Here is a 21,850-nt window from a genome sequence, read left to right on the forward strand (position 1 = left end):
GTCCACGGCCATCACCTTCGAGAAGGGCCACCGGATCGCCGTCCACATCACGTCTTCGAACGCGCCGCGTTTTGAAGTGAATCCCAATACCGGCGAAGCGCCGGGCAAGCAGAGCCAGACGCCGCGGGTGGCGACCAACAGCGTCTATATGGACGCGAGCCGTCCCTCGGCCCTGGTCTTGCCGGTGATCTATCCGGAGGCGAAGTAGGATTCAGGCCCGTTTTGCGGCGACGGTGGTCTCGTAGACCATGACGTCGGAAGCGTCATCGGCGTCCATGACCTTCAGCAGTTTGGCTCGGGCGCGGTTCACCCGGCTCTTGATGGTGCCGACCGCACAGCCGCAGACTTCAGCGGCCTCATCGTAGGAAAGGCCTGCCGCGCCGACCAGGATCAGCGCCTCACGGTGCTCGACGGGCAGGTGCTTCAGCGCCGCCTGCATGTCGTGCATGGCCACGCTCCAGTCCTGGGTCGGCGGCGTCTTCAACGCCCCGGCATACTCGCCGAGCTCATCGCGCACCTCGCGGCGGCGACGAATGACCTGAGTGTAATAGGTGTTGCGAAGGATCGTGAACAGCCACGCCCGAAGGTTGGTGCCTGGCTCGAACTTGTCGCGGTTGGTCCAGGCCTTGATCAAGGTGTCCTGCACCAGATCGTCGGCATCGGAACCATTGTGGGAGAGAGACCACCCGAAGGCTCGAAGAGCCGGGATCATACGCACGACGTCGTCACGCCATTTGGAGTCGTCGCTCATACGTCCCTCAATCCGCCCGCCACCTCCACTTGTGATCCAACGCCGTCAGACTCCGTCTGTTCCGGCTTGCGTCGGCGCGTGGACGACCCAATCTAAGGAACGAAGAACCGGGTTCGGCGTTTGCCGAAGCTTACGGGCGGGTTTCGCCGTGGCGCTGCCATGGCCGTTGGGCGCCCCAGTTTGCTCAGGAGTATCCCATGGCGCCGTCCGACGACGCAGGCCCTATGCCCGCACCGCTTCGCAGCGCCCTCGCCCAGCCGGCCGCGCGATATCACCGGACCCGCCAAGCCAGCGAAGACCTGGTGCGTCACCTGTCGCCCGAGGACATGGCAGCCCAGTCCATGCCCGATGCGAGCCCCGCCAAATGGCATCTGGCCCACACGAGTTGGTTCTTCGAGACCTTCCTGCTGAAGCCCAACCTGACGGGCTACCGCGCCTTCGACGCGCGCTATGCCTATCTGTTCAACTCCTACTACGAGGCGCTTGGGCCCCGTCAGCCCCGTCCCGAGCGCGGCCTGCTCACCCGGCCGTCCCGCGACGAGATACTGGCCTATCGCGCTCATGTGGATGAGGCGATGCACCGGCTGCTCTCCTCGGATATCACCGGGCTCGCCGACCTTCTGGATCTGGGCCTGGCCCATGAGGAGCAGCACCAGGAGCTGATCCTCATGGACATCCTCCACCTTTTCGCCCAGTCGCCGCTGAAGCCCGCCTATGCCCCCACCACCGCGCTGCCCGTGAGCGGGGATCCAGGGCCTGCCGGGGTGATCGCCTTCGATGGCGGCCTCGTGGAGGTTGGCCATTCAGGGACGGGATTCGCCTTCGACAACGAGGGTCCGCGCCACCAGGTCTTCCTGGCGCCCTTCAAGCTCGCCGACCGGCTGGTGAGCAATGGCGAGTGGCTGGCCTTCATGGCTGACGGCGGATACGCCAAGCCCGAACTCTGGCTCGCCGAGGGATGGGCGCAGGTCCAGGCCGAGGGGTGGAGCGCGCCGCTTTACTGGCAGCAAGGCGAGCACGGCTGGCTGGCCATGACCCTGCAGGGCCTGCGCGCCATCGCGCCTCATGCCCCTGTCACCCACATCAGCTTCTACGAGGCCGACGCCTACGCGACCTGGGCCGGAGCGCGGCTTCCCACCGAGGCCGAGTGGGAGCACGCCGGCGCGAGCCTGCCGGTGAAAGGCAACTTCATGGGCTCGGGCCAACTTGGTCCGGCCGCCGCCACGGCAGGTTTGGGGCTGCGGCAAATGTTCGGCGACGTCTGGGAATGGACCCGCAGCGCCTACGGCCCCTATCCCGGTTTCCAACCGGCGCCTGGCGCGGTGGGTGAGTACAACGGCAAATTCATGAGCGGCCAGATGGTGCTGCGCGGCGGCTGTCACGCCACGCCGCAGGGCCATATGCGGGCGACCTACCGGAACTTCTTCCATCCCGATAAGCGCTGGATGTTCTCCGGCCTGCGCCTGGCCTGGGACGGTGAACCTCGGGTGGCGATCCAGACCGATGGCAGTTTCGCCGCCGACGTATTGGCGGGCCTGGCCCGCTCTCAGAAGACAATTCCCGCCAAGTATTTCTACGACGCTGAGGGGTCGCGCCTATTCGAGGAGATTTGCGACCTGCCGGAATACTATCCCACCCGCACCGAGGCTGCTCTGCTGCGCGCCAAGGCCGGTGAGATGGCCACCGCCATTCCCACGGGCTCGGCCCTGGTGGAATTCGGTAGCGGGGCCAGCACCAAGACCCGCCTGCTGCTGGACGCCGCCCCACAGCTGGCGGTCTACGTCCCCATCGACATCAGCAAGTCCGCCCTCGACGATGCGGCCCAGGCCATCACTCGAGACTATCCGAACCTGGTGGTGGCGCCGCTGGTGGACGACTTCACCACGGCGCTGAGGCTGCCGGCCGAGGCCGATGGCTTGACCAGTGTCGGCTTCTTTCCCGGCTCCACGATCGGCAACTTCCGGCCCGATGAGGCGGTGACCTTTCTGGCCAGCGCCCGGCGGTTGCTGGGGCACGGCGCGGCGTTCCTGGTGGGCATGGACATTGTCAAGGATGAGGCGGTCCTCGTGGCCGCGTACGACGACGCCCAAGGCGTCACGGCGGCCTTCAACCTGAACCTGTTGGCCCGCATCAACTGCGAACTCGGCGGCGACTTTGACCTCACCGCCTTCCAGCACCGCGCCGTGTGGAATGCTGTCGAGAGCCGAATGGAGATGCATCTGGTCAGCCGCCGCGATCAGGTGGTCCAGGTCGCGGGGCGCACTTTCCACTTTGCCGCCGGAGAGAGCCTGCACACGGAGAACTCCTACAAGTTCACGGTCGAGAGTTTCGGCAAGTTGGCGGCGGCGGCCGGCTGGCGTCTGGAGAGCCAGTGGGAAAGCGCTGAGCCTGCCTTCGCCATGGTGCTGCTGCGGGCATAGGCGCCTCAGGTTCAGCTGAGGCTCGCCAACCTGCCGACGCGGGCGCTTTTCAAGCAAACGGCCCCGAGGGGGATCGGGGCCGTGGCTTCGTTGGGTCGAGGGTGGAGGACTTATTCCTCGAGCGGACCGCGGGTGCGACCGCCGCCGCGAGAGGATTCGCCGCCCTTGCGGCCGGCCGAGGCCGCGAGGTCACGGTCCTTGGCGAAGCTGCGTTTTTCACCCGGTACGCTCGCGCCACCTTTGCGGGCGATCTCGCGCCGGCGCTCGGGGTTCATGGCGGCGAATCCGCGACGGGACTTCGGCTTGGCGTTGGGATCGAGGTCCATGAGGTTGCTCCTGCTGTGCGGGCCTTGAGGAGATGCGGGGGCTGCATCCACTACGGTTACGCTCAGACAACCCTCAAGACGCCGGAGAGGTTGCGAGAAATCTTGCGAGCCGTTCGCGGCGTTGGGGTGGCGGAGGCTCGAATCCCGGCGGATGGCCGAAGCCCGCCATCAACAGTCTAGGAAGTCCGAACCGCGACGGCGGAGTCTAAAGCGGGAGGTTGACCCGGGACGTCAGGCCGCCGCCGGGCCGGTTGACCATGACCACGTCGCCGCCATGACCTCGAGCCACGGACCGCACCACCGCCAGGCCCAGACCGATGCCGCCGGTCTGGCGGCTGCGGGAGGGCTCGCGTCGGTAAAAGGGCTCGAACACCCGTTCGGCGTCCTCCGGGGGAATTCCCGGGCCATCATCCTCGATCTCGACATAGGCGCTGGCGGCGTCGCGATAGACTCGCGCGCGAGCCCGGCCGCCGAACTTCACTGCATTTTCCAGCAGGTTAGTGAACAGCCTGCGCAGGGCCACGGGATCGCCCTCAATGATGACCTTCTCGCCGCGCGCCACCTGGGTGTCGCTGCCGGTCTCGGCCATCTCGTCGCAGACGCTTTCCAGCAGGGAGGAAAGCTCCAAGGGCGTCCGCTCGGCAGGCCCGCTGGCGTCGCGCACGAAGGTCAGGGCCGCGGAGATCATTTCCTCCATCTGGTCCAGATCTCCCGCCATCTTGGCGCGGGTCTCCTCCGGTACGTTCTCAATGCGAAAACGCAGCCGGGTGAGGGGCGTGCGCAAGTCGTGGGCGATGGCGCCTACCATGGCGGTGCGATCCTCCACGTAGCGGCGCAGTCGATCCTGCATTTCGTTGAAGGCGCTGACCGCGACATTGATCTCCGCCGTTCCCTTCAGAGACACGGGTAGCCGGGCGCCTCGGGGATCGCGGCCAAGCTGCTCCGCCGCCTCGGCGAACAGTTGGAAGGGGTGGGTCAATCGCCGCGCGAAGATATAGGCCACCGGCGCCAGAAGGGCGGCTGAGAGCAGCAGCCAGAGCACAATGCGCAGTTGCCAAGGATCAAGCCCAAGCCGCGGGGTTGGATGTACCATGTCCCAGCGGCCGTCGGCGCGCTGCACGGCCACGTCGAAGGGGGCGATCAGGAAGTGCTCCTCCTGCGCGCCGCCGTCGCGGGCTATGCGGTCGCGGATGATGCGGAACACCCGGCGGTCGGATACGGGCAGCCGGGACGGCGCGGCGAACACGACCCGGGACTCAACGACACCCAACTCGCGGGCAAGCTCGGCGCGCATGTCGGGCACCATGCGGCCCTCCATGGTCGGCGCGGGCGCCTTGGCGACGATCTTCATTTCCAGAGGCCGCCGTTCGATCAGGGTGGGCGCCCGGCCCTTGAACGTCTGCGCCACCTCGCTCAGCCGGTAAAAGTCCGGCGCGGGAGGCGGCAGGACAAAGATCATCGTCAAGATGATCACCTGCGACGCCACGAGGGTGATGCCGATCAAGGTCAGCAGGCGGGCGAACAGCGAGGCGGTAGGCCGACCTGACCAGGGCGGCGTCATGTGCGCTTCACCTTGGCGGTGAACATGTAACCCTCGTTCCGGATCGTGCGGATCAGGTCGGTGCCGCCACCGCCGTCGTCCAGCTTGCGGCGGAGGCGGCTGATCTGAACATCGATGGCCCGGTCGAAGGCGTCGGAGTCGGGGCCGCGAGCGAAGTCCAGGAGCTGGTCACGGGTCAGCACGCGCTGCGGGCGTTCGACGAAGGCGCGCAGCAGGGAGAACTCGCCCGAGGACAGGTTGACCACCACGCCGGGAGGGGAGCGCAGTTCGCGCCGCACGAGGTCCAGCCGCCAGCCGGCGAATTCGCAGCCTGCGCCTATGTTGTTGGCCTGGCCGCGCTGCTCGGCGCGCCGCAGAACGGCGCGGACCCGCGCCAGCAGCTCCCGCGGATTGCAGGGCTTCGCCAGGTAGTCGTCGGCGCCGAGCTCCAGGCCAATGATGCGGTCTGTGTCCTCGCCTATGGCCGAGAGCATGATGATGGGAGGGCCTTCGCCGCTCAGGCGCTTGGCTATGGAGAGGCCATCTTCGCCCGGCAGCATGACGTCGAGCACGATCAGATCGACGGGGCCACGCTCCAGAGCCTGCTCCATCTCGCGAGCATCCCCGGCGGTCTCCACCAGATAACCGTGCTTGCCCAGGAAGTCAGAGACGACGTCGAGGATTCCCGGGTCGTCGTCGACCATCAGGATACGGGCGGTCGCGGGGACCTGTTCGGTGCTGGGTTCCATTCGCGCCATCTTCCGCCCTTCGCGTAACACACAGATTTCACGGCTGAAATTGGCCTAATCACCCGCAAGAACATCGTCGGCGACATAGCCGTTGGTTTTCCGTTCGATGCCGAACCGCGACATAGGTCCATGCCCGGAGACGAAGGCGACGTCGTCCCCCATCGGCCAAAGTTTTCCGGTGATGGAGTCGATCAGTTGCTGGAAATTGCCGCGCGGGAAGTCTGTGCGGCCGATGGATCCCTGGAACAGCACGTCGCCGACCTGGGCGAAGCGCGCCTCACGGTGGAAGAACACGACGTGGCCCGGCGTATGGCCGGGGCAGTGATAGACCTCGAAGCTCGTCTCCCCAAGCGTGACCACGTCGCCGTCGTCCAGCCACCGGTCGGGCGTGAAGCATTTCGCCTCAGGCATCCCCCACTTGGCGCCGCTCTCTTCCATCTGGTCGATCCAGAAGGCGTCGTCGCGATGTGGGCCTTCGATCGGGACGCCGGTGATCAACTTCAGGGCCGCCGTGCCGCCGGCGTGGTCCAGGTGCCCGTGGGTGATCCAAATCTTCTCCAGCGTTAGATCGTGGGCCGCCAGCGCCGCCAAGAGCCGGGGAATCTCGCCACCTGGATCGATGATCGCCGCCCTGTTGGTCTTCGTACACCAGACGATGGTGCAGTTCTGCGCCAGGGGGGTGACTGGGGCGATGATCGCGCGGATGGGGGAGGCGGTCTCGGACATGCCCAAGCATCGGCGCTCAGCCGACATAAGAAAAGGCCCGGGATGGGATCCCGGGCCTCTCCCTTGTCGTCGTGTCGGCTACTTCGGACCGGGCATTGGCGGCACCGAGTCCGGCGGGACGTCCGGTGACAACTCGGGCACCTCGACGATGCCCTTGGCCATGTGGCTGTTGCGGAAGCCATAGAGGAAATAGACCACCAGACCGATGGCCGCCCAGATCAAGAACATCAGCTTCGTCTCGTGCCCGAGGCTGAAGAACAAGAAGGTGCAGCCCAAGATCGCTACCGGCGCTACGAGCCAGACCGCCGGGGTCCGGAAAGGCCGCTTGCGACCGGGATCGGTTCGCCGCAGCACCATCACCGTGATCGCCACCATGGCGAAGGCGAACAGGGTGCCGGAGTTCGAGATGTCGGCCAGCACACCCACCGGGAAGAAGGCCGCGAAAGCCGAGACACAGACCCCGGTGATGATGGTGATGACGTGCGGGGTGTGGAACTTCGGGTGAATCTTGGAAAGACCCGAGGGAAGCAGTCCGTCGCGGCTCATGACGAAGAAGATGCGGGTCTGGCCGAACATCATCATCAGGATGACCGAGGGCAGGGCGAGGCCGGCGGCGAGGCCGATCAGGTTGCCGATTTGGGTCCACCCGATCTTGCGAAGGGTCCAGGCGAGCGCCTCCTTGGAGCAGACCACGTGGTCGGCGGCCAGGGTGGAGCAGGCGGCGGTCATCTCCGGGCTGCCGGGACGCAGCCCGTTGCCCGCAGCGTCAAAGACCGGCTGGGCGCCGACCGTGCCGATCACGCCAGAGGCCACCAGGATGTAGAAGATGGTGCAGATCACCAGCGAACCGATCAGGCCGATGGGCATGTTGCGTTGCGGGTTCTTTGTTTCCTCGGCCGCCGTTGAGACGGCGTCGAAGCCTACGTAGGCGAAGAAGATAGAACCGGCTGCAGCGGCCACCCCTGCAAACCCTAAGGGCGCGAAAGGTATGAAGTTTTCCGTTTTGATCACCGGAATGGCCAGGACGCAGAAGAGGGTCAAGGCCGAGACCTTCACTAGCACCAGGATCGCGTTGACGGCGGCCGACTCTCTGGTGCCGATCACCAGCAGGGCTGTCACCACCAGGGCGATGCCGGCGGCGGGCAGGTTGACGATCCCGCCATCCATCGGGCCCAGCACCAAGGCGTTGGGGATGTCGATGCTGAAGGCGTTCTCGATGAGGCCAACCACATAGCCCGACCAGCCCACGGACACCGCGCCAGCGGCGACGGCGTATTCCAGGATCAGGGCCCAGCCCACCATCCAGGCGATCATCTCGCCCATGACGGCGTAGCTGTAGGTGTAGGCGGAGCCGGAAACCGGCACCATGGCTGACATCTCGGAGTAGCAGAGCGCCGCCACGGCGCAGACGAAACCCGCGATGATGAAGGCCGCGATCATGCCGGGGCCTGCCTTCTGGGCGGCCTCGGCGGTCAGGACGAAGATGCCGGTGCCGATAATGGCCCCGACGCCCAGCATGGTGAGCTGGAAGGCTCCCAGGGAGCGGTGCAGTGATTTTTTTTCAGCGGTCGCGAGGATCGCGTCGAGCGGCTTTACACGCCACATGTTCCCTCCCAATCGCGGCGGTCCCCCCGCCGCGCGAATTAAGCTTGCGCGGAACCTGCGGTCTGCTCACCCAGCGGTCAAGCGGCAAGGCTTGGCGCGGCCCCTAGGCGCGGATAGACCCCCTGCATGCTGCCTGTTGAGGAAATCCTGCCTGCCTTGCAGGCGGCCCTGGTGCAAAACACCGCCGCCGTGCTGGTGGCGCCGCCCGGAGCGGGTAAGACGACCCTCGTTCCCCTGCGGTTGCTGGACGCCGCCTGGCTGGCGGGCGCCAAGATCATCATGCTGGAGCCTCGCCGCTTGGCCGCCCGCGCCGCCGCGGATCGGATGGCCAAGACGCTGGGCGAGCAGGTGGGGGACACCGTCGGCTATCGCGTCCGTATGCAGTCGCGGGTTTCGGCCCGGACCCGAATTGAGGTGGTGACGGAGGGGGTCTTCAGCCGGATGATTCTGAGCGACCCCACCCTTGAGGGGGTCGGCCTCGTCATCTTCGACGAATTCCACGAGCGCAGCCTCGATGCCGACCTGGGACTAGCCCTGGCGCGCGACGCCCAGGGCCTATTGCGTGATGACCTGCGCCTGCTGGTCATGTCGGCCACCCTGGACGGCGCCGCCGTCGCCCGCCTGCTGGGCGCGCCGGTCGTGGAGAGCCAGGGCCGCGCCTTCCCAGTCGACACCCGCTATCTAGGCCGCGATGACCGCCAGCGCCTGGAGGAGCGCACGGTCCGCGCCGTGGAGCGGGCGCTCGCCGAGGAAACCGGCAGTGTCCTGGTGTTCCTGCCGGGGCAGGGGGAGATCCGCCGCACCGCCGACCTGCTGGCCGAGCGCCTCCGCCGCACGGATGTGCTGATCGCGCCGCTCTACGGCGCCCTCGACCCCGCCGAGCAGGACCGCGCCATCTCGCCGGCGCCAACGGGTGTGCGCAAGGTGGTCCTGGCCACCTCCATCGCCGAGACCAGCCTGACCATCGAAGGGGTCCGGGTGGTGATCGATTCCGGCGTGGCCCGCGTGCCGCGCTTCGACCCCGCCAGCGGTCTGACCCGCCTGGCTACGGTGCGGGTCAGCCGCGCCGCCGCGGACCAGCGCCGGGGCCGGGCGGGGCGCACCGAGCCCGGCGTCGCCTACCGCCTGTGGGACGAGGCGGAGACGCGCGCCCTTCCGGCCTATGCCGACCCGGAAATCCTCGACGCCGATCTCTCGGGGCTGGCGCTGGATCTCGCTCGTTGGGGCGCCAAGGATGTGGGGACGATGGCCTTCCTGGACGCCCCGCCGATCGCGGCCTTCGCCGAGGCTCGCACCCTGCTGCGGCGGCTGGAGGCCCTGACCGAGGACGGTGTGCTGACCAAGCATGGCGAAGCACTCAGTGAAATGCCACTGGCGCCGCGCCTGGCCCACATGATCCTCAAGGCAGCCGAGACGGGGCAGGCGCCGCGCGCCGCGCGCATCGCGGCCTTGGCCACAGAGCGCAATCTCGGTGGCCGGGACGCTGACCTGCGCCACCGCCTGGCGAGTTTCGACCGCGACCGCTCGCCCCGCGCTCGCGACGCCAAGCTGCTCGCCGACCGCTGGGCCGGGATGGCTGGAAGGGCCGGGAAGGGAGCGCCCCTGGAGGACGGCCTGCTGCTGGCCTTCGCCTATCCTGAGCGCATTGCAAAGGCTCGCGGTCCCACCGGCGAGTTTCAGCTGGTCAGCGGGCGTGGCGCATTCCTCGAGGCCACCGACGCCCTGGCCCGCGAGAAGTGGCTGGCGATCGCCGAACTGGGCGGCGGCGATCGCCGTGACCGAATCCTGCTGGCCGCGCCTCTGGAAGAAGCCGAACTGATCGCAGCCTTTTCTGACCAGTTGCTTATTGAGAGCAGTCTGGAGGAGAGCGGCGGCGGTCGCCTGCGCGCCAAGCAGATCACTCGCCTGGGTCGGCTGACCTTGCGCGAGCAGATCGACGAGAACCCCGACCCCTTGCTGATCGCCGCCGCCTTGGCCGACCGGGTCCGGAATGAGGGGCTTGGCAGCCTCAACTGGGGGCCGGCCGCCGAGGCCCTGCGCGCCAGGGTCGGTTTCCTGCGCGCCTCCGGCGGCGACTGGCCCGACCTATCCGATGTGGCGCTTCTCGGAAACCTGGACGACTGGCTGGTCCCGCTGCTGCCGGGCTTGCGTTCCCTGGCCGCTCTCAAGCCCGACGCCCTCGACGGCGCCCTGCGCGCCTTGATCCCCTGGGAGCAGCAACGCCGCCTGGACGTGGCCGCCCCCCTTCGATGGACCGCGCCCACCGGCAACGCCTTCACCATTGACTACACCGCCGAGAGCGGCCCGCGTGTCGATGTCCGGGTGCAGGAGGTGTTCGGCTTGAAGGAACATCCCACCGTCGCCGGCGGCGTGGCCCTGACCTTGTCCCTGCTCTCGCCCGGCCACCGTCCGGTTCAGACCACCAAGGACCTGCCGGGATTCTGGAGGGGCTCCTGGAAGGATGTCCGCTCCGACATGCGAGGCCGCTATCCCAAGCACGTCTGGCCCGAGGACCCGGCCAACACGGCGCCGACCGCCCGTGCCAAGCCGCGGGGGACCTGAAGTCGGCGTTCTAGGCGGTGGCCGCGTAGATCATGACCCCGGTGGCCACCGACAGGTTCAGGCTGTCGGCCCGGCCACGCATCGGGATCTTGACGTTGATGTCGCAGAGGGCGGCCATCTCAGGCGTCAGGCCTTGCTGCTCGTTGCCCATGAAGACCAGCGCGGGCTTCGCGTAGGCCGCCTCGTGGTGCGCTGTGCCGGCGGTCAGCAGGGTGCCGATCACAGACCCCGGCCACCGGGCGCGCCACGCGGCGAAGGCGTCTTCCGTCGCACGCACGATCGGCACGGCGAAGATCGAGCCCATGGTGGCCCGCACCGCCTCCACTGAGAACGGATCGCAGCATTCTCCCACCAGGATCACCGCGCCACAGCCCGCCGCGTCGGCGGTGCGCACAATGGTCCCCAGATTGCCGGGGTCGCGCACCCGATGCAGGGCCACGAAGCAGGGCGCGACTCTAGGGTTCAGGCCTTCGAGCGCGGTGAACACCTGGTGGAAAACCCCCACCACCGCCTGGGGATTGTCTCGCCGCGACACCTTGGCGAGGATTTCGGGGGTGACTTCGATGACCTCGCCGCCGCCGGCCGTGGTGGCGGTGATAGCCTGGCGGAGCAGGGGGTGTCCGTCGGCCTCGCGGCCATACATCAGGATGGCGGGCGCATGGCCGGTCTCCACCGCCTCGGTGACGATCTTCAGACCCTCGGCGACGAACAGGCCGGTTTCGTCGCGTTCCTTGCGCAAATGCAGCGCACGGACAGCCTTGACCGTCGGATTGGTCAGAGAGGTGACGGCGCGATCGCTCACGGCGCCCACCGGGCGTAGAAGGACATGCCAATCTGGCGTTCGCCGTCCTGCTGCACGAGGGCCAGTTCTCCCCATTCGATGCGACCGCCGCGATTTTTCAGCTTCTCAGACAGCAGTCCGGCCAGGGCCGCGCCCGAGATACGCTCCGCATAGGCGTTGAGCAGTAGAAATTCTGCATTATCCGAAAGAAGTTCAGCACATAGGGTCGAAAGCTCAGGCAAATTGTCAAATAGCTTCCAGACCTCGCCGTCCGGGCCCCGGCCGTATTTCGGCGGATCGAGGATGATGCCCTCGTACTTTGACCCTCGCCGCACCTCGCGCTGTACGTAGCGGCGGGCATCCTCGCAGATCCAGCGGATCGGCTTGTCGGCCAGGCCCGAGGCCTCGGCGTTTTCCCGGGCCCAGCCAATGGCCTTCTTCGAGGCGTCGACATGGGTCACCGCGGCTCCTGCCGCCGCGCAGACCAGGCTGGCCACGCCGGTATAGCCGAACAGGTTCAGCACCTTGGGCTGGCCCTGGGCCGCGCGCACCTTCTGATCCAGCCACGCCCAATTGGCGGCCTGCTCAGGGAAGAAGGCCAGGTGGCGGAAGGCGGTGAATCGGGCCTTGAAGGTCACGTCCTGCCACGACAGCGGCCAGGTGTCCTTCGGCTGCTCCCGGAAACGCCAGCGGCCGGCGTCTTCCTCGTCGGTGGGATCGAACACCGCGTCGGCGCCCGCCCAGACGTCCTCGCCGAGGGACGGCGTCCAGAGGCATTGTGGTTCTGGCCGCACCACCGAATAGCGCCCGTAGCGCTCCAGCTTGCGCCCATGGCCTGAGTCCAGCAGGGCGTAGTCAGCCCAGCCGGTGGTGCGCATGACGCCGGGTGCTTCGGCGACGGTGGGGGCAGGCTTGCTCATATCCCTGGCCTTACCCGTTCCTGCGTCGCGGCGTCCAGTCGGGCCGACACCGTCTGATAGGTCGGGTATGGAAGACCGGGTATGGCGCGGGGCGCCTTGATGACGCATTGTTACAGGTCTGACTTGCGCCGGCTGGCCTTTTGGTTTCCGCTGCAAGCTGTTCGGATGACGAAAGGATTCCCGTGACGACGGCAGTGACCACAAGGCGCTCGGCGCGTAAGCCCAAGGGCGATGGCCACCTTCGGAGGGCGGAAATCCTCGAGGCTGCGGAACGCATCTTCGTCGCCGAAGGCTATGAAGGCGCAACCATACGCAAGATCGCCGACGAGGTCGGGGTTTCCTCCACAGCTCTCTACATGCACTTCCCCGACAAGGGGGGCATCCTGCTGGAGATCTGCGAGCGGACCATTATCCAGCTTCTGGAACGCAACGCCGCCATCGCCGCGAAGCCGCTGGACGCGGTCACTCGCGTCAAACAGATGCTGGATTCCTATTTGCGTTGGGGTTTCGAGCACCCGAACGCCTATCTGCTTGTGTTCGCCGGCATTCACCCCGTATCGACCGTCTGGCACGAAGGCACGGCCGACATGAGCGCGCGATGCTACGAAATCTTCAGCGGCGCGGTGCGCGAGATCGCAGCCGAGGGACGGCTGCGGACCGGCACGGGCGACAGCGCCGCCCAGGCTCTTTGGGCCGCTTGCCATGGCGTGGTGGCGCTGATGAACGGCCGCCCCAACTTCGACTGGGCGCCGGTGGACGAGGTGATCGAAGTCACCCTGGAAAGCCTGATGCACGGCCTCGTCATCGACTGATCGCGACTGTCGTCGCGTCCCTGGCCTTCGCCGGCGTCGCGCAGGCGAATCCACGCGTGCTCTCCCTGGACCAATGCGCCGACCAGTACGTCCTGGCGCTCAGCCCGCGCGAGGCGATCGTCGGGCTCTCAACCCGCGCCGACGATGCGGATTCTCGCCTGCGTGACCTGGCGCGGGGACTGCCCCTGCTCCGCACCACCCTGGAATCGACCTTGGGCGCCCGGCCGGAGCTCGTCGTCCGGTACTGGGGCGGGGATCCGCGCCTCGTCGCCCAGCTCGAGAAGCGCGGCGCGCGGGTCGTGACCATTCAGGAAGCGTCGGACTTCGGCGGGGTGCGGGCCAATGTCCGCCGGGTGGCGACCGCCATGCAGCGCCAGGCGCAGGGGGAGGCGGTGATCGCGAAGATGGACGCGCGCCTACATAGGTCCGCCGGCGCATGGCGGGGAGCCACTGCGCTCTATATCACTCCGGGCGGCTTTACCGGCGGGGAGGGGACCCTGGTGCATCAGATCCTGAAGTCCGCCGGACTGACCCCCACGCCGCCCGGACCGGGCTTCCAACCCATCTCTCTGGAGCAGATGGCGCTCAACCCGCCGCGCGCCGTGGTGTTGGGCTTTTTCAGAGACTTGATGGCCAACAATCATTGGAGCCTGGGTCGCCACCACGTGATGCGCCGACTCGCCGCCGAGCGCACGGTCGCCAGCCTGCCGGGCGCCATGCTGGGCTGCCCGGATCCGTCGGCCGCCGAGGCCGTGGAAATCCTGGCCGCCAAGGCGCCACGATGAAGTTGAATCTGGGTCTTATCGCCGCCCTGCTGGTCCTGCTGGCGCTCGGGCTGCTGCTGGGGGAGACGGCGTTTGGCGCCGCCCAGTATGCCCAGGCCTTTCGCGAGCCCTCGTCAGGCCCCGGCGAAGTGCTCTGGTCGATCCGCGCGCCCCGCGTCGTGGCCGCCGCCGTGGTGGGGGGGGGGCTGGGGCTGGCTGGAGCGGTGATGCAGGGCTTGCTCCGCAATCCCCTGGCTGACCCTGGGGTGCTGGGGGTTTCGGCGGGCGCCGGTCTCGGCGCGTCCCTGGCCATCGCCCTGGGTCTCGCCGCGGTTCCCGGCGGGACGGAGGCCGCGGCCCTGGTGGCGGCGCTGGCCACCGGCTTGCTGCTGACCGTGCTCGCCGCCCGGTTCAAGGAGCCCGAGACCCTAATCTTGTTCGGCGTGGCGCTGTCGGCCTTCGCCGGGGCGCTGACCTCGTTGATCTTCAACCTCTCGCCTTCGCCGGTGACCACGGCGGAAATCCTGTCGTGGTTGATGGGGTCGGTGGCCAACAGGAGTTGGAGCGACATCGGATGGGAACTGGCGCCCATGGCCCTTGGCGCCGGGCTCTGCGTCTACGCGGCGCGCGGGCTGGTCATGCTGACTCTGGGAGAGGAAGCCGCCGCCATGTCCGGCCTGCCAATGGGACGCCTGCGGGCCGCGGCCGTGTCCGGGGCGTCCCTGCTCACCGGAGCCGCTGTCGCCATGGCCGGCATCATCGGTTTCGTGGGCCTGGCCGCCCCTCACCTGGTCCGCGCCGGGGCCGGCGCCGATCCCGGCAAGGCCCTGGCCCCTTCGGCTCTGGCCGGCGCCATCCTGCTGACCGCCGCCGATATCGCCGCCCGCATGATCCCCACCGACCAGGAGCTGAAGCTCGGAGTCGTCACCGCCCTGTTCGGGGCCCCATTGTTCGCCCTCATCGCCTGGCGCGCTGCGCGGAGTTGGCGCGCGTGACCGCCGCCCTCTTCCTGCACGACGCCTCGGTCCGCCGCGGCGATGCCGAGGTGCTCTCGCGGGCCAACCTGAGCGTCCGGGCTGGAGAACTCGTGGGTGTCGTTGGCCCCAACGGCGCGGGGAAGACCACTCTGCTGCGCGCGGCCCTGGGCCTGGCCAAGTTGTCGTCAGGCCGCGCGGAGCTTGCGGGGCGTGACGTGGCGGGTCTCGATGACGGCTCCCGAGCGGCCCTGGCAGGTTACCTGCCTCAGGAACGCCGGGTCGGGTGGAACCTGCCGGCCTGGCGCATCGCCAGTCTCGGCGCGGTTCAGAAACCGCCGGTGCTCGCCCAGGCCGGGGCCATGGACGCCCTGGCGCGGGTGGGCCTTTCCAACGTCGCTGAGCGCGGCGTGCTGGATCTATCCGGAGGCGAGCGCGCGCGTGTGCTGCTGGCCCGTTTGCTGGTGACCGCCGCGCCCCTGCTTGTGGCCGACGAACCCGCCGCCGGACTGGATCCCGACGCTCAGCTCCTGTCCCTGGAGTTGTTCCGCCAGGAAGCCACGCGCGGCGCCGCCGTCGTCCTTACCCTGCATGACCTGGGCCTCGCCGCTCGGGCCTGCGACCGGGTGGTGGTGGTGGACTCAGGACGCATCGTCGCCGACGGGGCGCCCCGCGACGCCCTCACTTCGGACATCCTGCGAGAGGTCTTCGTCCTGGATGGCGGACTGGAAGAAACCTCGGCAGGCCTCACCCTGGCGGCGCGGAGATATCGGCCATGAGGGTGCTCGGACTACCCGGCCGTAAACCGGAAACCCTGGCCCAGATGCAGGGTCTGATCGACCGGCTGGAGATCGGTCAAACCGCAACCGTCGTGCGGCCTCACAGCTTCTGGGAACGCGCCGATGTCAGCAATCCCGATGTGTCTCCCGACGTTCTGGCGGTCGGTGGCAGCGACGCGGACCTGGTCATTTCCAAGTCGATCGGCAACCTGATCGTCATGCTGGCTCGAGACCGGCATGGGTTTGCGCCTCAGGCCTGTGTCTTCCTGGGAACGCCGCTGGCGCGGCTCGTTCCGAGGGATGGATGCCCTTGTTGGAAGAGCACTGCGCGGCGGTTCCGACGCTCTTCATTCAGCAGACCGCGGACTACAACGGCGCGTACCGCGACCTGGCCGCGGTCGTGGACAAGCACCCGCTCTGCACGGTGGTCGAGATCCCTGGCGATGACCATCGCTATGAGCATCTCGACCTCATCGCCCCGCTGATCGAAACCTGGGTGAACGAGTCCTAGTTGGGGATCGGCTGCATGCCACCGGCCGCCCGGGTCGGGGCGGGGTTCTGGGTCTCCCCCATGGCCCCGGACGGCGTATATCCCGATCCGTAGCTGCCCCGCTTCAGGTCCGCGGAGAGGGTGATCGGCGCCGTGCCGCCGTTCAGCCGGGCGCGATAGACCTGCATGCCTTCCATCACGCGCATGACGTAGTTGCGGGTTTCCGAGAAGGGGATGCATTCGATGAAGTCGATCGGGTCCGTCGCCGCTCCGCGCGGGTCCCCGCAGAAGGCTGTCCAGCTGGCGGGCCGTCCGGGTCCGGCGTTGTAAGCGGCGATGGCCATGGGGTAGGAGCCTGAGAAATTCCCCACCATCTGGCCCAGATAGCTGGAGCCGAGCCGCATATTGTACTCGGGATCGTCCAGCATGCCGGGGGAATAGCCCACCCCCATGCGTCGGGCGACGGCGGAGGCGGTGGCCGGCATCAGCTGCATCATGCCGCGCGCGCCGGCGCCCGACCGGATCATCGGGTCAAAGCCGCTCTCCTGGCGGGTGATCCCCAACACCAGAGCAGGTTCCGGGGCTCCTCCGACGTTCGGCGTCGATCGAACAGGATACCCCCGTTCGGGCAGGATGAAGCCGCGTTGGGCGGCGGCACGGACCACTTTCATGCCGGTGTCGATGTCGCCATAGCCGCGGACCATGTCCACCAGCAGGGCCTCTTCCTCAGCGGTGGGTAGGACATCGTCCAGAGTCAGGACGAAGGTTTTGAACAGGTCCTTGTTGCCGATCTCGTAGAGCATCCGAGCCGCGCGGACGGCGTCGCGACCCTCGAAGCGGTTGCGGTCTGACTGGGTGATGGCGGGGTCGCGGCCCAGATTCATCTTGTGGGCGCCGACTTTCTCACCGGCTAGCTGACCGTAGAAGGTGGTGTTGTGCTTGGAGGCCGCGCCATAGAAGCCCTGGGCGCGGTCATGCTGGCCACGGGCCTCCGCCGCCCGGCCTCGCCAGTAGAGGGCGCGGCCGCGGGTGATCGGCGAGGACCCGATCTTCTCGATGGCCGCGAAGTGACGGTCGGCGTCCTCCGGGCGCTTCAGGCGGGTCAGCGCGATCCAGCCGGCGTAGAATTCGGCCTCGGCGGCGTCGGCGCCCTCCGTCAGGCCGGTATTGGCCGCGGCCAGGTAAGCGCCCTGCGAGTCACTGTTGCGCAGCGAGGTGATGACCAGTTGGTAGCGCTCATCCCAGATCCGCGCGCCCATCTCAGGGAAGGCGATTTCGGTGGGGAAACTTCGCACCAGTCCCAAGGCCACCTGGTCCATGCCCCGGCGGCGCATATAGGCCGCACGCTCGAAGGCCAGGCCCGAAGAATTGGAGACGCTGGCCGGCAGGTTGTTCACCAGGGCGATGGCGGATGCTGAGTTCTGCCGCAGGGCCATGCGGGCCTGGGCGAGTTGAGCCTGGTCGGCGGGCAGCAGGGGGATCATATCCCGCGCGGCGGGCCCCTGGCTGCCGAAGAGAATGATGTCGGCGCGCCGGACATGATCGTCCACGGTCAGCACGTCGCCGAACCGGGCCAGCATCGAACGCTGCGGGTCAGCTTCGAACAGCTTGTTGCGCCAGGTGTTACGAATGAGGAGCGTGGCTTCCTTGTTGCGGCCGGTGGCGCGATAGGCTTGGGCCAGGGCCATGGCGCCCTCGGCGGTGGCGGGGTCCGAGCCGCCAAACCAGTCGATGGTCCGTTGCGGACTGAGGCCCCCGGTTTCCAGAAGCTTTTCGGCCGCCACCTGCCGGCGAGAGGCGCGCGGCCAGCCGGCCAGATCGCGGCGGGCTTGGTCGATCTCGAAGAAACTCAGCGAATCGGCCGCAGAATCGGCCATGGCCCAGATAGCGATCTTCTTGGCGATCGGGTCGTTGATCATGGCGATGGCGGTGCGCGCGCCGGTGACGTCGGCTCGTTTGGCCGAATCCAGCGCGCTACGCAGGGCTGCGCCGTCAGCATCCGACAATCCGCGGCGGTAGGTCACCGGCTGGGTCTGGGTCAGTTCGATGGGGGGTGGCGGTCCTTCGTAGGGCGGATGCCCCTGCGTCGGCTGTTGCGCCTCGGCCACGCCGGTCAACAGAACGGCTGCGGCTGCGGTGAAGAGTGCCTTGCGGGCTTTGGACGCCAAAACGAATATCTCCGGATCATCGAAATACGGAACAAGTCTGGTTGCGGCTTAGGGCCTGCCCGCCATATTGTCCGGCCAAATCTTGAGGCCGCAACAATAGGCCTCGCTTTCACGGCTTTTTGCAGACCATGTCCGAACCTTTGTTCAAGGGCGTCATGCCGGCCCTCGTGACGCCGTTTCGCGACGGGGCGATCGATGAGCAGGCGTTTGTCGCCCTTGTCGAACGCCAGATCGCAGGCGGTGTCCACGGCCTGGTGCCCGTCGGCACTACAGGCGAAACCGCGACGCTGAGCCACGACGAACACCGTCGGGTTGTGGAGCTTTGCGTCGCCACCGCTGCGGGGCGTGTGCCGATTATCGCCGGCGCGGGCTCCAATTCGACGGCCGAGGCCATCGAACTGGTGCGCCACGCCAAGACCGTCGGCGCCGACGCGGCCCTGGTGGTGACTCCCTATTACAATCGTCCGAGCCAGGAAGGTCTCTACGCCCATTACGCGGCGATCAACGACGCGGTGCAACTGCCGGTCCTGGTCTACAACGTACCGAGCCGCACCAGCATCGACATCGCCGACGCGACGCTTGGCCGCCTCTCCAAGCTGCCGAATATCGTCGGCATCAAGGACGCCACCGGCGACATGACCCGGGCCACCATGCAGCGCCTGCTGTGCGGTCCGGACTGGGTGATGCTCTCGGGCGATGATCCCACGGCGCTCGGCTACATGGCCCACGGGGGCCACGGCTGCATCTCGGTGTCGTCCAATGTCGCGCCGGACCTGTGCTCCGCCTTCTATAACGCCGCGCTCGGCGACGACTGGAAGACGGCGCTCTACTGGCAGGATCGCCTGCTGCTGCTGCACAAGTCGCTGTTCTCAGACGCCTCGCCGTCGCCCACCAAGTTCGCCCTGGCCCATCTGGGCCTCTGCCGGGAAGATGTCCGCCTTCCGATCACGGCCTGCTCGGAAGCCGCCCGGCAGGAGGTTCTCGCCGCGCTGCGGGAAACCGGCCTCATCTGATGGCCGGCAAGCTGATCGCCGAAAACCGTCGGGCGCGGTACGACTACTTCCTCGAAGAGACCTTCGAGGCGGGCCTCATGCTGACCGGCACGGAGGTCAAATCTCTGCGTGTCGGCCGGGCCAACATCGCGGAGTCCTACGCCTCGGTGGAAGGTCGCGAGATCGTGCTGATCAACGCCGACATCCCGCCTTATGGGCAGGCTAACCGCTTCAACCATGAGCCGCGTCGGCACCGGAAACTGCTGCTGCACAAGAAACAGATCGATAAATTGATCGGCGCGGTGCAGCGCGAGGGCCGCACCCTCATTCCGATGAAGCTCTATTGGAACGAGAAGGGTCTCGCCAAGCTGGAGATCGCGTTGGCCAAGGGCAAGCAGAACCACGACAAGCGCCAGGCCACCGCCGACCGTGACTGGCAGCGCGATAAGGCCCGGCTGCTGCGCGACCGGGGCTGATGACCGAGGCCGCTCAGATCGAGGCCATCGAGCGGGCGACCCTGGCCGCCGTCGCGCCTGACGAAGTGCTGGAGATCGAGGGCTGGCTGGTAGGGCTCGATCCCGGCTCGATCCGGCGCGCGGCCAGCGCCGTGCCCCTGCGCCATGACCTCTCCGCCGATCCGGCTGTCATCGACCAGATCGAGGCAGCCTATGCCGAGCGGGGCCTGACAGCCGCTTTCCGGATCGCCGATGGTCCCGGTCTGGAGGGCGTTCGCGCCGAATTGTCCCGTCGGGGCTACGGCTTTGAGCAGCCCACCCTGGTCAAGACCTCAGCGACCGCCGCCATAACCGCCGTCACCGATCGCCCCCCCGCCGACATCGCCGAACGCCCCGACGACGCCTGGGCCGCTGTCTTCCTGGGGGAGGGGTTCGATCCCATCGACGGCGCCTATCGGGTCAAGGCGCTTAGCCGCGCGCCGGGCGGGCGGTTCGGCATGGTGCGAGACGGTGACAAGACCATCGCTGTGGGCTGCGGATCGTTCGGCCACGGCTGGGTCAGTTTCCATGGGATGCGCACCGACCTCAGCCGCCGGGGGGAAGGTCTGGCGGGCCGCGTGCTAGCGGGTCTGGCCAACGAGGCGCTGGCTCGCGGCATCGACCGAGCCTTCCTGCAGGTGGAAGAGAAGAACGCGCCCGCCCGGGCCCTCTATCGCCGCGCGGGCTTCGAGCAGGCCTGGCGCTACTTTTACTGGAGCAAGCCCAGCTAGGCTTCGATCAGTTCGCGGGCGCGGCGGAATACCGCCTCAAACATCGCCGCCGTCAGGCGCCCGGTGTTCGTATTGAGCCGGGAGCAGTGATAGCTGTTGAGGATCATGTAGGGACCCGCCTGGAACTCGGTCCCGTGGCCGGGCGGTCCCGCCGAGGCTTTTAGTCCGAGAGCCTTCAGTACATTGCGCCGGGACACATCCCCCAAGGTGACGATCACCTTCAGTCGGGGCAGGGCGGCCAGCCGCGCGGTGAGGAACGGGCGACAGGTGTTCTCTTCGCTGGTTTCAGGCTTGTTCAGCGGCGGCGCGCAGCGCACCGCGTTGGTGATCATGCAGTCTGTCAGCTCCAGCCCATCGTCGGGCCGCGCCTGATAGACGCCGCGCGCGAAGCCGGTCTTCAGCAGGGTCTCGTACAGCATCACCCCGGCGCCATCGCCGGTGAAGGGCCGCCCCGTGCGATTGGCGCCGGTGCGGCCAGGCGCCAGGCCCGCCACCAGCAGGCGGGCGTTCTCGTCGCCGAAGGAAGGGGCGGGGCCGTTCCACCAGTCGGGATGTTCGGCGCGGTTGACCATCCGATAGGCCACCAGGCGGGGGCAGAGCGGGCAGTCCCGTGGCGGCTCGGCCACGGTGGTGGCGACGTGGGTCAAGCTTCGGCGTCCGCCTCGCGGTCGGCGCCGGTGCGGCTTTCCTGGATGAAGCGCGGCAGCCGCGAAGGACGCCCGATGATGTCGGCAAGATCGGAGAGGTCGATGAAATGGTCGGCCTGACGGCGCAGGTCGTCGCTGGCCATCGGCGGCTGGGACTTGACGGTGGAGATGACCGTCACCCGCGCGCCTTTGCGCTGGACAGCCTCCACCAGGCAGCGGAAGTCGCCGTCGCCGGAGAACAGCAGCAGGTGGTCGGCGTGGGCGGCCATTTCCAGCATGTCGACGGCGATCTCGACATCCATGTCGCCGCGCCAGCGCTTGCGCCCCTGGGCGTCGGTGTATTCCCGGGCCGGCTTCGTCACCAGGCGGAAGCCGTTATAGTCCAGCCAGTCCACCAGAGGGCGGATGGGTGAATACTCCTGATCCTCCACCAGGGCGGTGTAGTAGTAGGCGCGCACCAGGATGCCGCGCGTGCGGAATTCTTCCAGCAGCTTGCGATAGTCGATATCGAAGCCGAGCCCCTTGGCGGCGGAATACAGGTTCGCACCGTCAATGAAGAGCGCCAGCCTGTCCGTGGGGTAAAATGTCATCGGGATCGGAAATCCAAAAAGGGGGCGGG

At 67.5% G+C, this 21,850-nt stretch carries 23 protein-coding genes; 11 read left to right on the forward strand and 12 right to left on the reverse strand.

The window, feature by feature from the left end; translation table 11 throughout:
* A partial coding sequence (locus tag AAC997_RS05815) for a CocE/NonD family hydrolase C-terminal non-catalytic domain-containing protein (RefSeq protein ID WP_340644742.1) occupies positions 1–208 on the forward strand: 208 nt, incomplete at its 5' end.
* Positions 209–211: 3 nt separating this feature from the next.
* Here the strand turns inward: AAC997_RS05815 and AAC997_RS05820 are convergent.
* A complete protein-coding gene (locus AAC997_RS05820) occupies positions 212–751 on the reverse strand; it encodes a sigma-70 family RNA polymerase sigma factor (RefSeq protein ID WP_340644743.1) in 540 nt (179 codons plus the stop codon).
* 224 nt (positions 752–975) lie between these two features.
* Here AAC997_RS05820 and egtB point away from each other — a divergent pair, with 224 nt between their 5' ends.
* Positions 976–3,171, forward strand: coding sequence for an ergothioneine biosynthesis protein EgtB (gene egtB / locus AAC997_RS05825; RefSeq protein WP_340644790.1), 2,196 nt, complete (start codon positions 976–978; stop codon positions 3,169–3,171).
* A 110-nt stretch (positions 3,172–3,281) separates the two neighbouring features.
* Here egtB and AAC997_RS05830 read toward each other — a convergent pair whose 3' ends face one another.
* From AAC997_RS05830 to AAC997_RS05850, 5 genes are all read right to left on the reverse strand, one after another.
* A complete protein-coding gene (locus AAC997_RS05830) occupies positions 3,282–3,497 on the reverse strand; it encodes a general stress protein (RefSeq protein WP_340644744.1) in 216 nt (71 codons plus the stop codon).
* Positions 3,498–3,702: 205 nt separating this feature from the next.
* On the reverse strand, positions 3,703–5,058 hold the full coding sequence (locus tag AAC997_RS05835; RefSeq protein WP_340644745.1) for a HAMP domain-containing sensor histidine kinase: 1,356 nt from the start codon (positions 5,056–5,058) through the stop codon (positions 3,703–3,705).
* Positions 5,055–5,786 (reverse strand): response regulator, encoded by a 732-nt coding sequence (locus AAC997_RS05840; protein WP_340644746.1) that lies wholly within the window; start codon positions 5,784–5,786, stop codon positions 5,055–5,057. Before AAC997_RS05840 ends, AAC997_RS05835 begins: the two co-directional genes overlap by 4 nt.
* A 54-nt stretch (positions 5,787–5,840) precedes the next feature.
* On the reverse strand, positions 5,841–6,512 hold the full coding sequence (locus tag AAC997_RS05845) for an MBL fold metallo-hydrolase (RefSeq protein ID WP_340644747.1): 672 nt from the start codon (positions 6,510–6,512) through the stop codon (positions 5,841–5,843).
* 78 nt (positions 6,513–6,590) lie between these two features.
* Positions 6,591–8,117, reverse strand: coding sequence for an amino acid permease (locus AAC997_RS05850; RefSeq protein ID WP_340644748.1), 1,527 nt, complete (start codon positions 8,115–8,117; stop codon positions 6,591–6,593).
* A gap of 126 nt (positions 8,118–8,243) precedes the next feature.
* Here AAC997_RS05850 and hrpB point away from each other — a divergent pair, with 126 nt between their 5' ends.
* On the forward strand, positions 8,244–10,679 hold the full coding sequence (gene hrpB, locus AAC997_RS05855; RefSeq protein WP_340644749.1) for an ATP-dependent helicase HrpB: 2,436 nt from the start codon (positions 8,244–8,246) through the stop codon (positions 10,677–10,679).
* Positions 10,680–10,689: 10 nt separating this feature from the next.
* Here hrpB and AAC997_RS05860 read toward each other — a convergent pair whose 3' ends face one another.
* Together AAC997_RS05860 and AAC997_RS05865 are read right to left on the reverse strand one after the other, a co-directional pair.
* On the reverse strand, positions 10,690–11,481 hold the full coding sequence (locus AAC997_RS05860) for an RNA methyltransferase (RefSeq protein WP_340644750.1): 792 nt from the start codon (positions 11,479–11,481) through the stop codon (positions 10,690–10,692).
* Complete coding sequence (locus tag AAC997_RS05865; protein ID WP_340644751.1) at positions 11,478–12,380, reverse strand: class I SAM-dependent methyltransferase; 903 nt, start codon at positions 12,378–12,380, stop codon at positions 11,478–11,480. The genes AAC997_RS05860 and AAC997_RS05865 overlap by 4 nt, the downstream gene beginning before the upstream one ends.
* Before the next feature lie 182 nt (positions 12,381–12,562).
* On the opposite strand from AAC997_RS05865, the gene AAC997_RS05870 reads away from it, so the two are divergent.
* From AAC997_RS05870 to AAC997_RS05885, 4 genes are read left to right on the forward strand one after another with little or no spacing between them, the layout of a single operon-like run.
* The gene (locus AAC997_RS05870) at positions 12,563–13,192 is read left to right on the forward strand and encodes a TetR/AcrR family transcriptional regulator (RefSeq protein WP_340644752.1); all 630 of its coding nucleotides are present in this window, start codon (positions 12,563–12,565) and stop codon (positions 13,190–13,192) included.
* A 56-nt stretch (positions 13,193–13,248) separates the two neighbouring features.
* Positions 13,249–13,977 carry an ABC transporter substrate-binding protein gene (locus AAC997_RS05875; RefSeq protein WP_340644753.1) on the forward strand — a complete coding sequence of 243 codons (729 nt, stop codon included), beginning with the start codon at positions 13,249–13,251 and terminating at the stop codon, positions 13,975–13,977.
* Complete coding sequence (locus tag AAC997_RS05880) at positions 13,974–14,951, forward strand: iron ABC transporter permease (protein WP_340644754.1); 978 nt, start codon at positions 13,974–13,976, stop codon at positions 14,949–14,951. The genes AAC997_RS05875 and AAC997_RS05880 overlap by 4 nt, the downstream gene beginning before the upstream one ends.
* Entirely contained in the window at positions 14,948–15,709 is a 762-nt protein-coding gene (locus AAC997_RS05885) for an ABC transporter ATP-binding protein (protein WP_340644755.1), read from the forward strand. The genes AAC997_RS05880 and AAC997_RS05885 overlap by 4 nt, the downstream gene beginning before the upstream one ends.
* A gap of 11 nt (positions 15,710–15,720) precedes the next feature.
* Here the strand turns inward: AAC997_RS05885 and AAC997_RS05890 are convergent, their stop codons facing one another.
* Positions 15,721–15,948 carry a hypothetical protein gene (locus AAC997_RS05890; protein WP_340644756.1) on the reverse strand — a complete coding sequence of 76 codons (228 nt, stop codon included), beginning with the start codon at positions 15,946–15,948 and terminating at the stop codon, positions 15,721–15,723.
* A gap of 65 nt (positions 15,949–16,013) precedes the next feature.
* On the opposite strand from AAC997_RS05890, the gene AAC997_RS05895 reads away from it, so the two are divergent.
* Entirely contained in the window at positions 16,014–16,220 is a 207-nt protein-coding gene (locus tag AAC997_RS05895) for a hypothetical protein (RefSeq protein ID WP_340644757.1), read from the forward strand.
* On the opposite strand, the gene AAC997_RS05900 is transcribed toward AAC997_RS05895, so the two are convergent.
* Positions 16,217–18,367, reverse strand: a complete 2,151-nt coding sequence (locus AAC997_RS05900) for a lytic transglycosylase domain-containing protein (protein ID WP_340644758.1) — start codon at positions 18,365–18,367, stop codon at positions 16,217–16,219. The genes AAC997_RS05895 and AAC997_RS05900 overlap by 4 nt on opposite strands.
* 128 nt (positions 18,368–18,495) lie before the next feature.
* On the opposite strand from AAC997_RS05900, the gene dapA reads away from it, so the two are divergent.
* Genes dapA through AAC997_RS05915 form a run of 3 tightly spaced genes read left to right on the forward strand, consistent with a single transcriptional unit; the run spans position 18,496 to position 20,584 of the window.
* The gene (gene dapA, locus AAC997_RS05905; protein ID WP_340644759.1) at positions 18,496–19,380 is read left to right on the forward strand and encodes a 4-hydroxy-tetrahydrodipicolinate synthase; all 885 of its coding nucleotides are present in this window, start codon (positions 18,496–18,498) and stop codon (positions 19,378–19,380) included.
* Positions 19,380–19,835 carry an SsrA-binding protein SmpB gene (gene smpB, locus AAC997_RS05910; protein ID WP_340644760.1) on the forward strand — a complete coding sequence of 152 codons (456 nt, stop codon included), beginning with the start codon at positions 19,380–19,382 and terminating at the stop codon, positions 19,833–19,835. Before dapA ends, smpB begins: the two co-directional genes overlap by 1 nt.
* The gene (locus AAC997_RS05915) at positions 19,835–20,584 is read left to right on the forward strand and encodes a GNAT family N-acetyltransferase (RefSeq protein WP_340644761.1); all 750 of its coding nucleotides are present in this window, start codon (positions 19,835–19,837) and stop codon (positions 20,582–20,584) included. Before smpB ends, AAC997_RS05915 begins: the two co-directional genes overlap by 1 nt.
* Here AAC997_RS05915 and AAC997_RS05920 read toward each other — a convergent pair.
* Together AAC997_RS05920 and AAC997_RS05925 are read right to left on the reverse strand one after the other, a co-directional pair.
* Positions 20,581–21,231: a uracil-DNA glycosylase gene (locus AAC997_RS05920; RefSeq protein ID WP_340644762.1), complete on the reverse strand. Its 651-nt coding sequence runs from the start codon at positions 21,229–21,231 to the stop codon at positions 20,581–20,583. The two genes, AAC997_RS05915 and AAC997_RS05920, sit on opposite strands and share 4 nt — an antisense overlap.
* Positions 21,228–21,821, reverse strand: coding sequence for an NYN domain-containing protein (locus AAC997_RS05925; protein WP_340644763.1), 594 nt, complete (start codon positions 21,819–21,821; stop codon positions 21,228–21,230). Before AAC997_RS05925 ends, AAC997_RS05920 begins: the two co-directional genes overlap by 4 nt.
* Positions 21,822–21,850 lie beyond the last annotated feature (29 nt).

Origin of the sequence: Phenylobacterium sp., assembly GCF_037968635.1 — a bacterium.
Classification (GTDB): Bacteria; Pseudomonadota; Alphaproteobacteria; order Caulobacterales; family Caulobacteraceae; genus Phenylobacterium.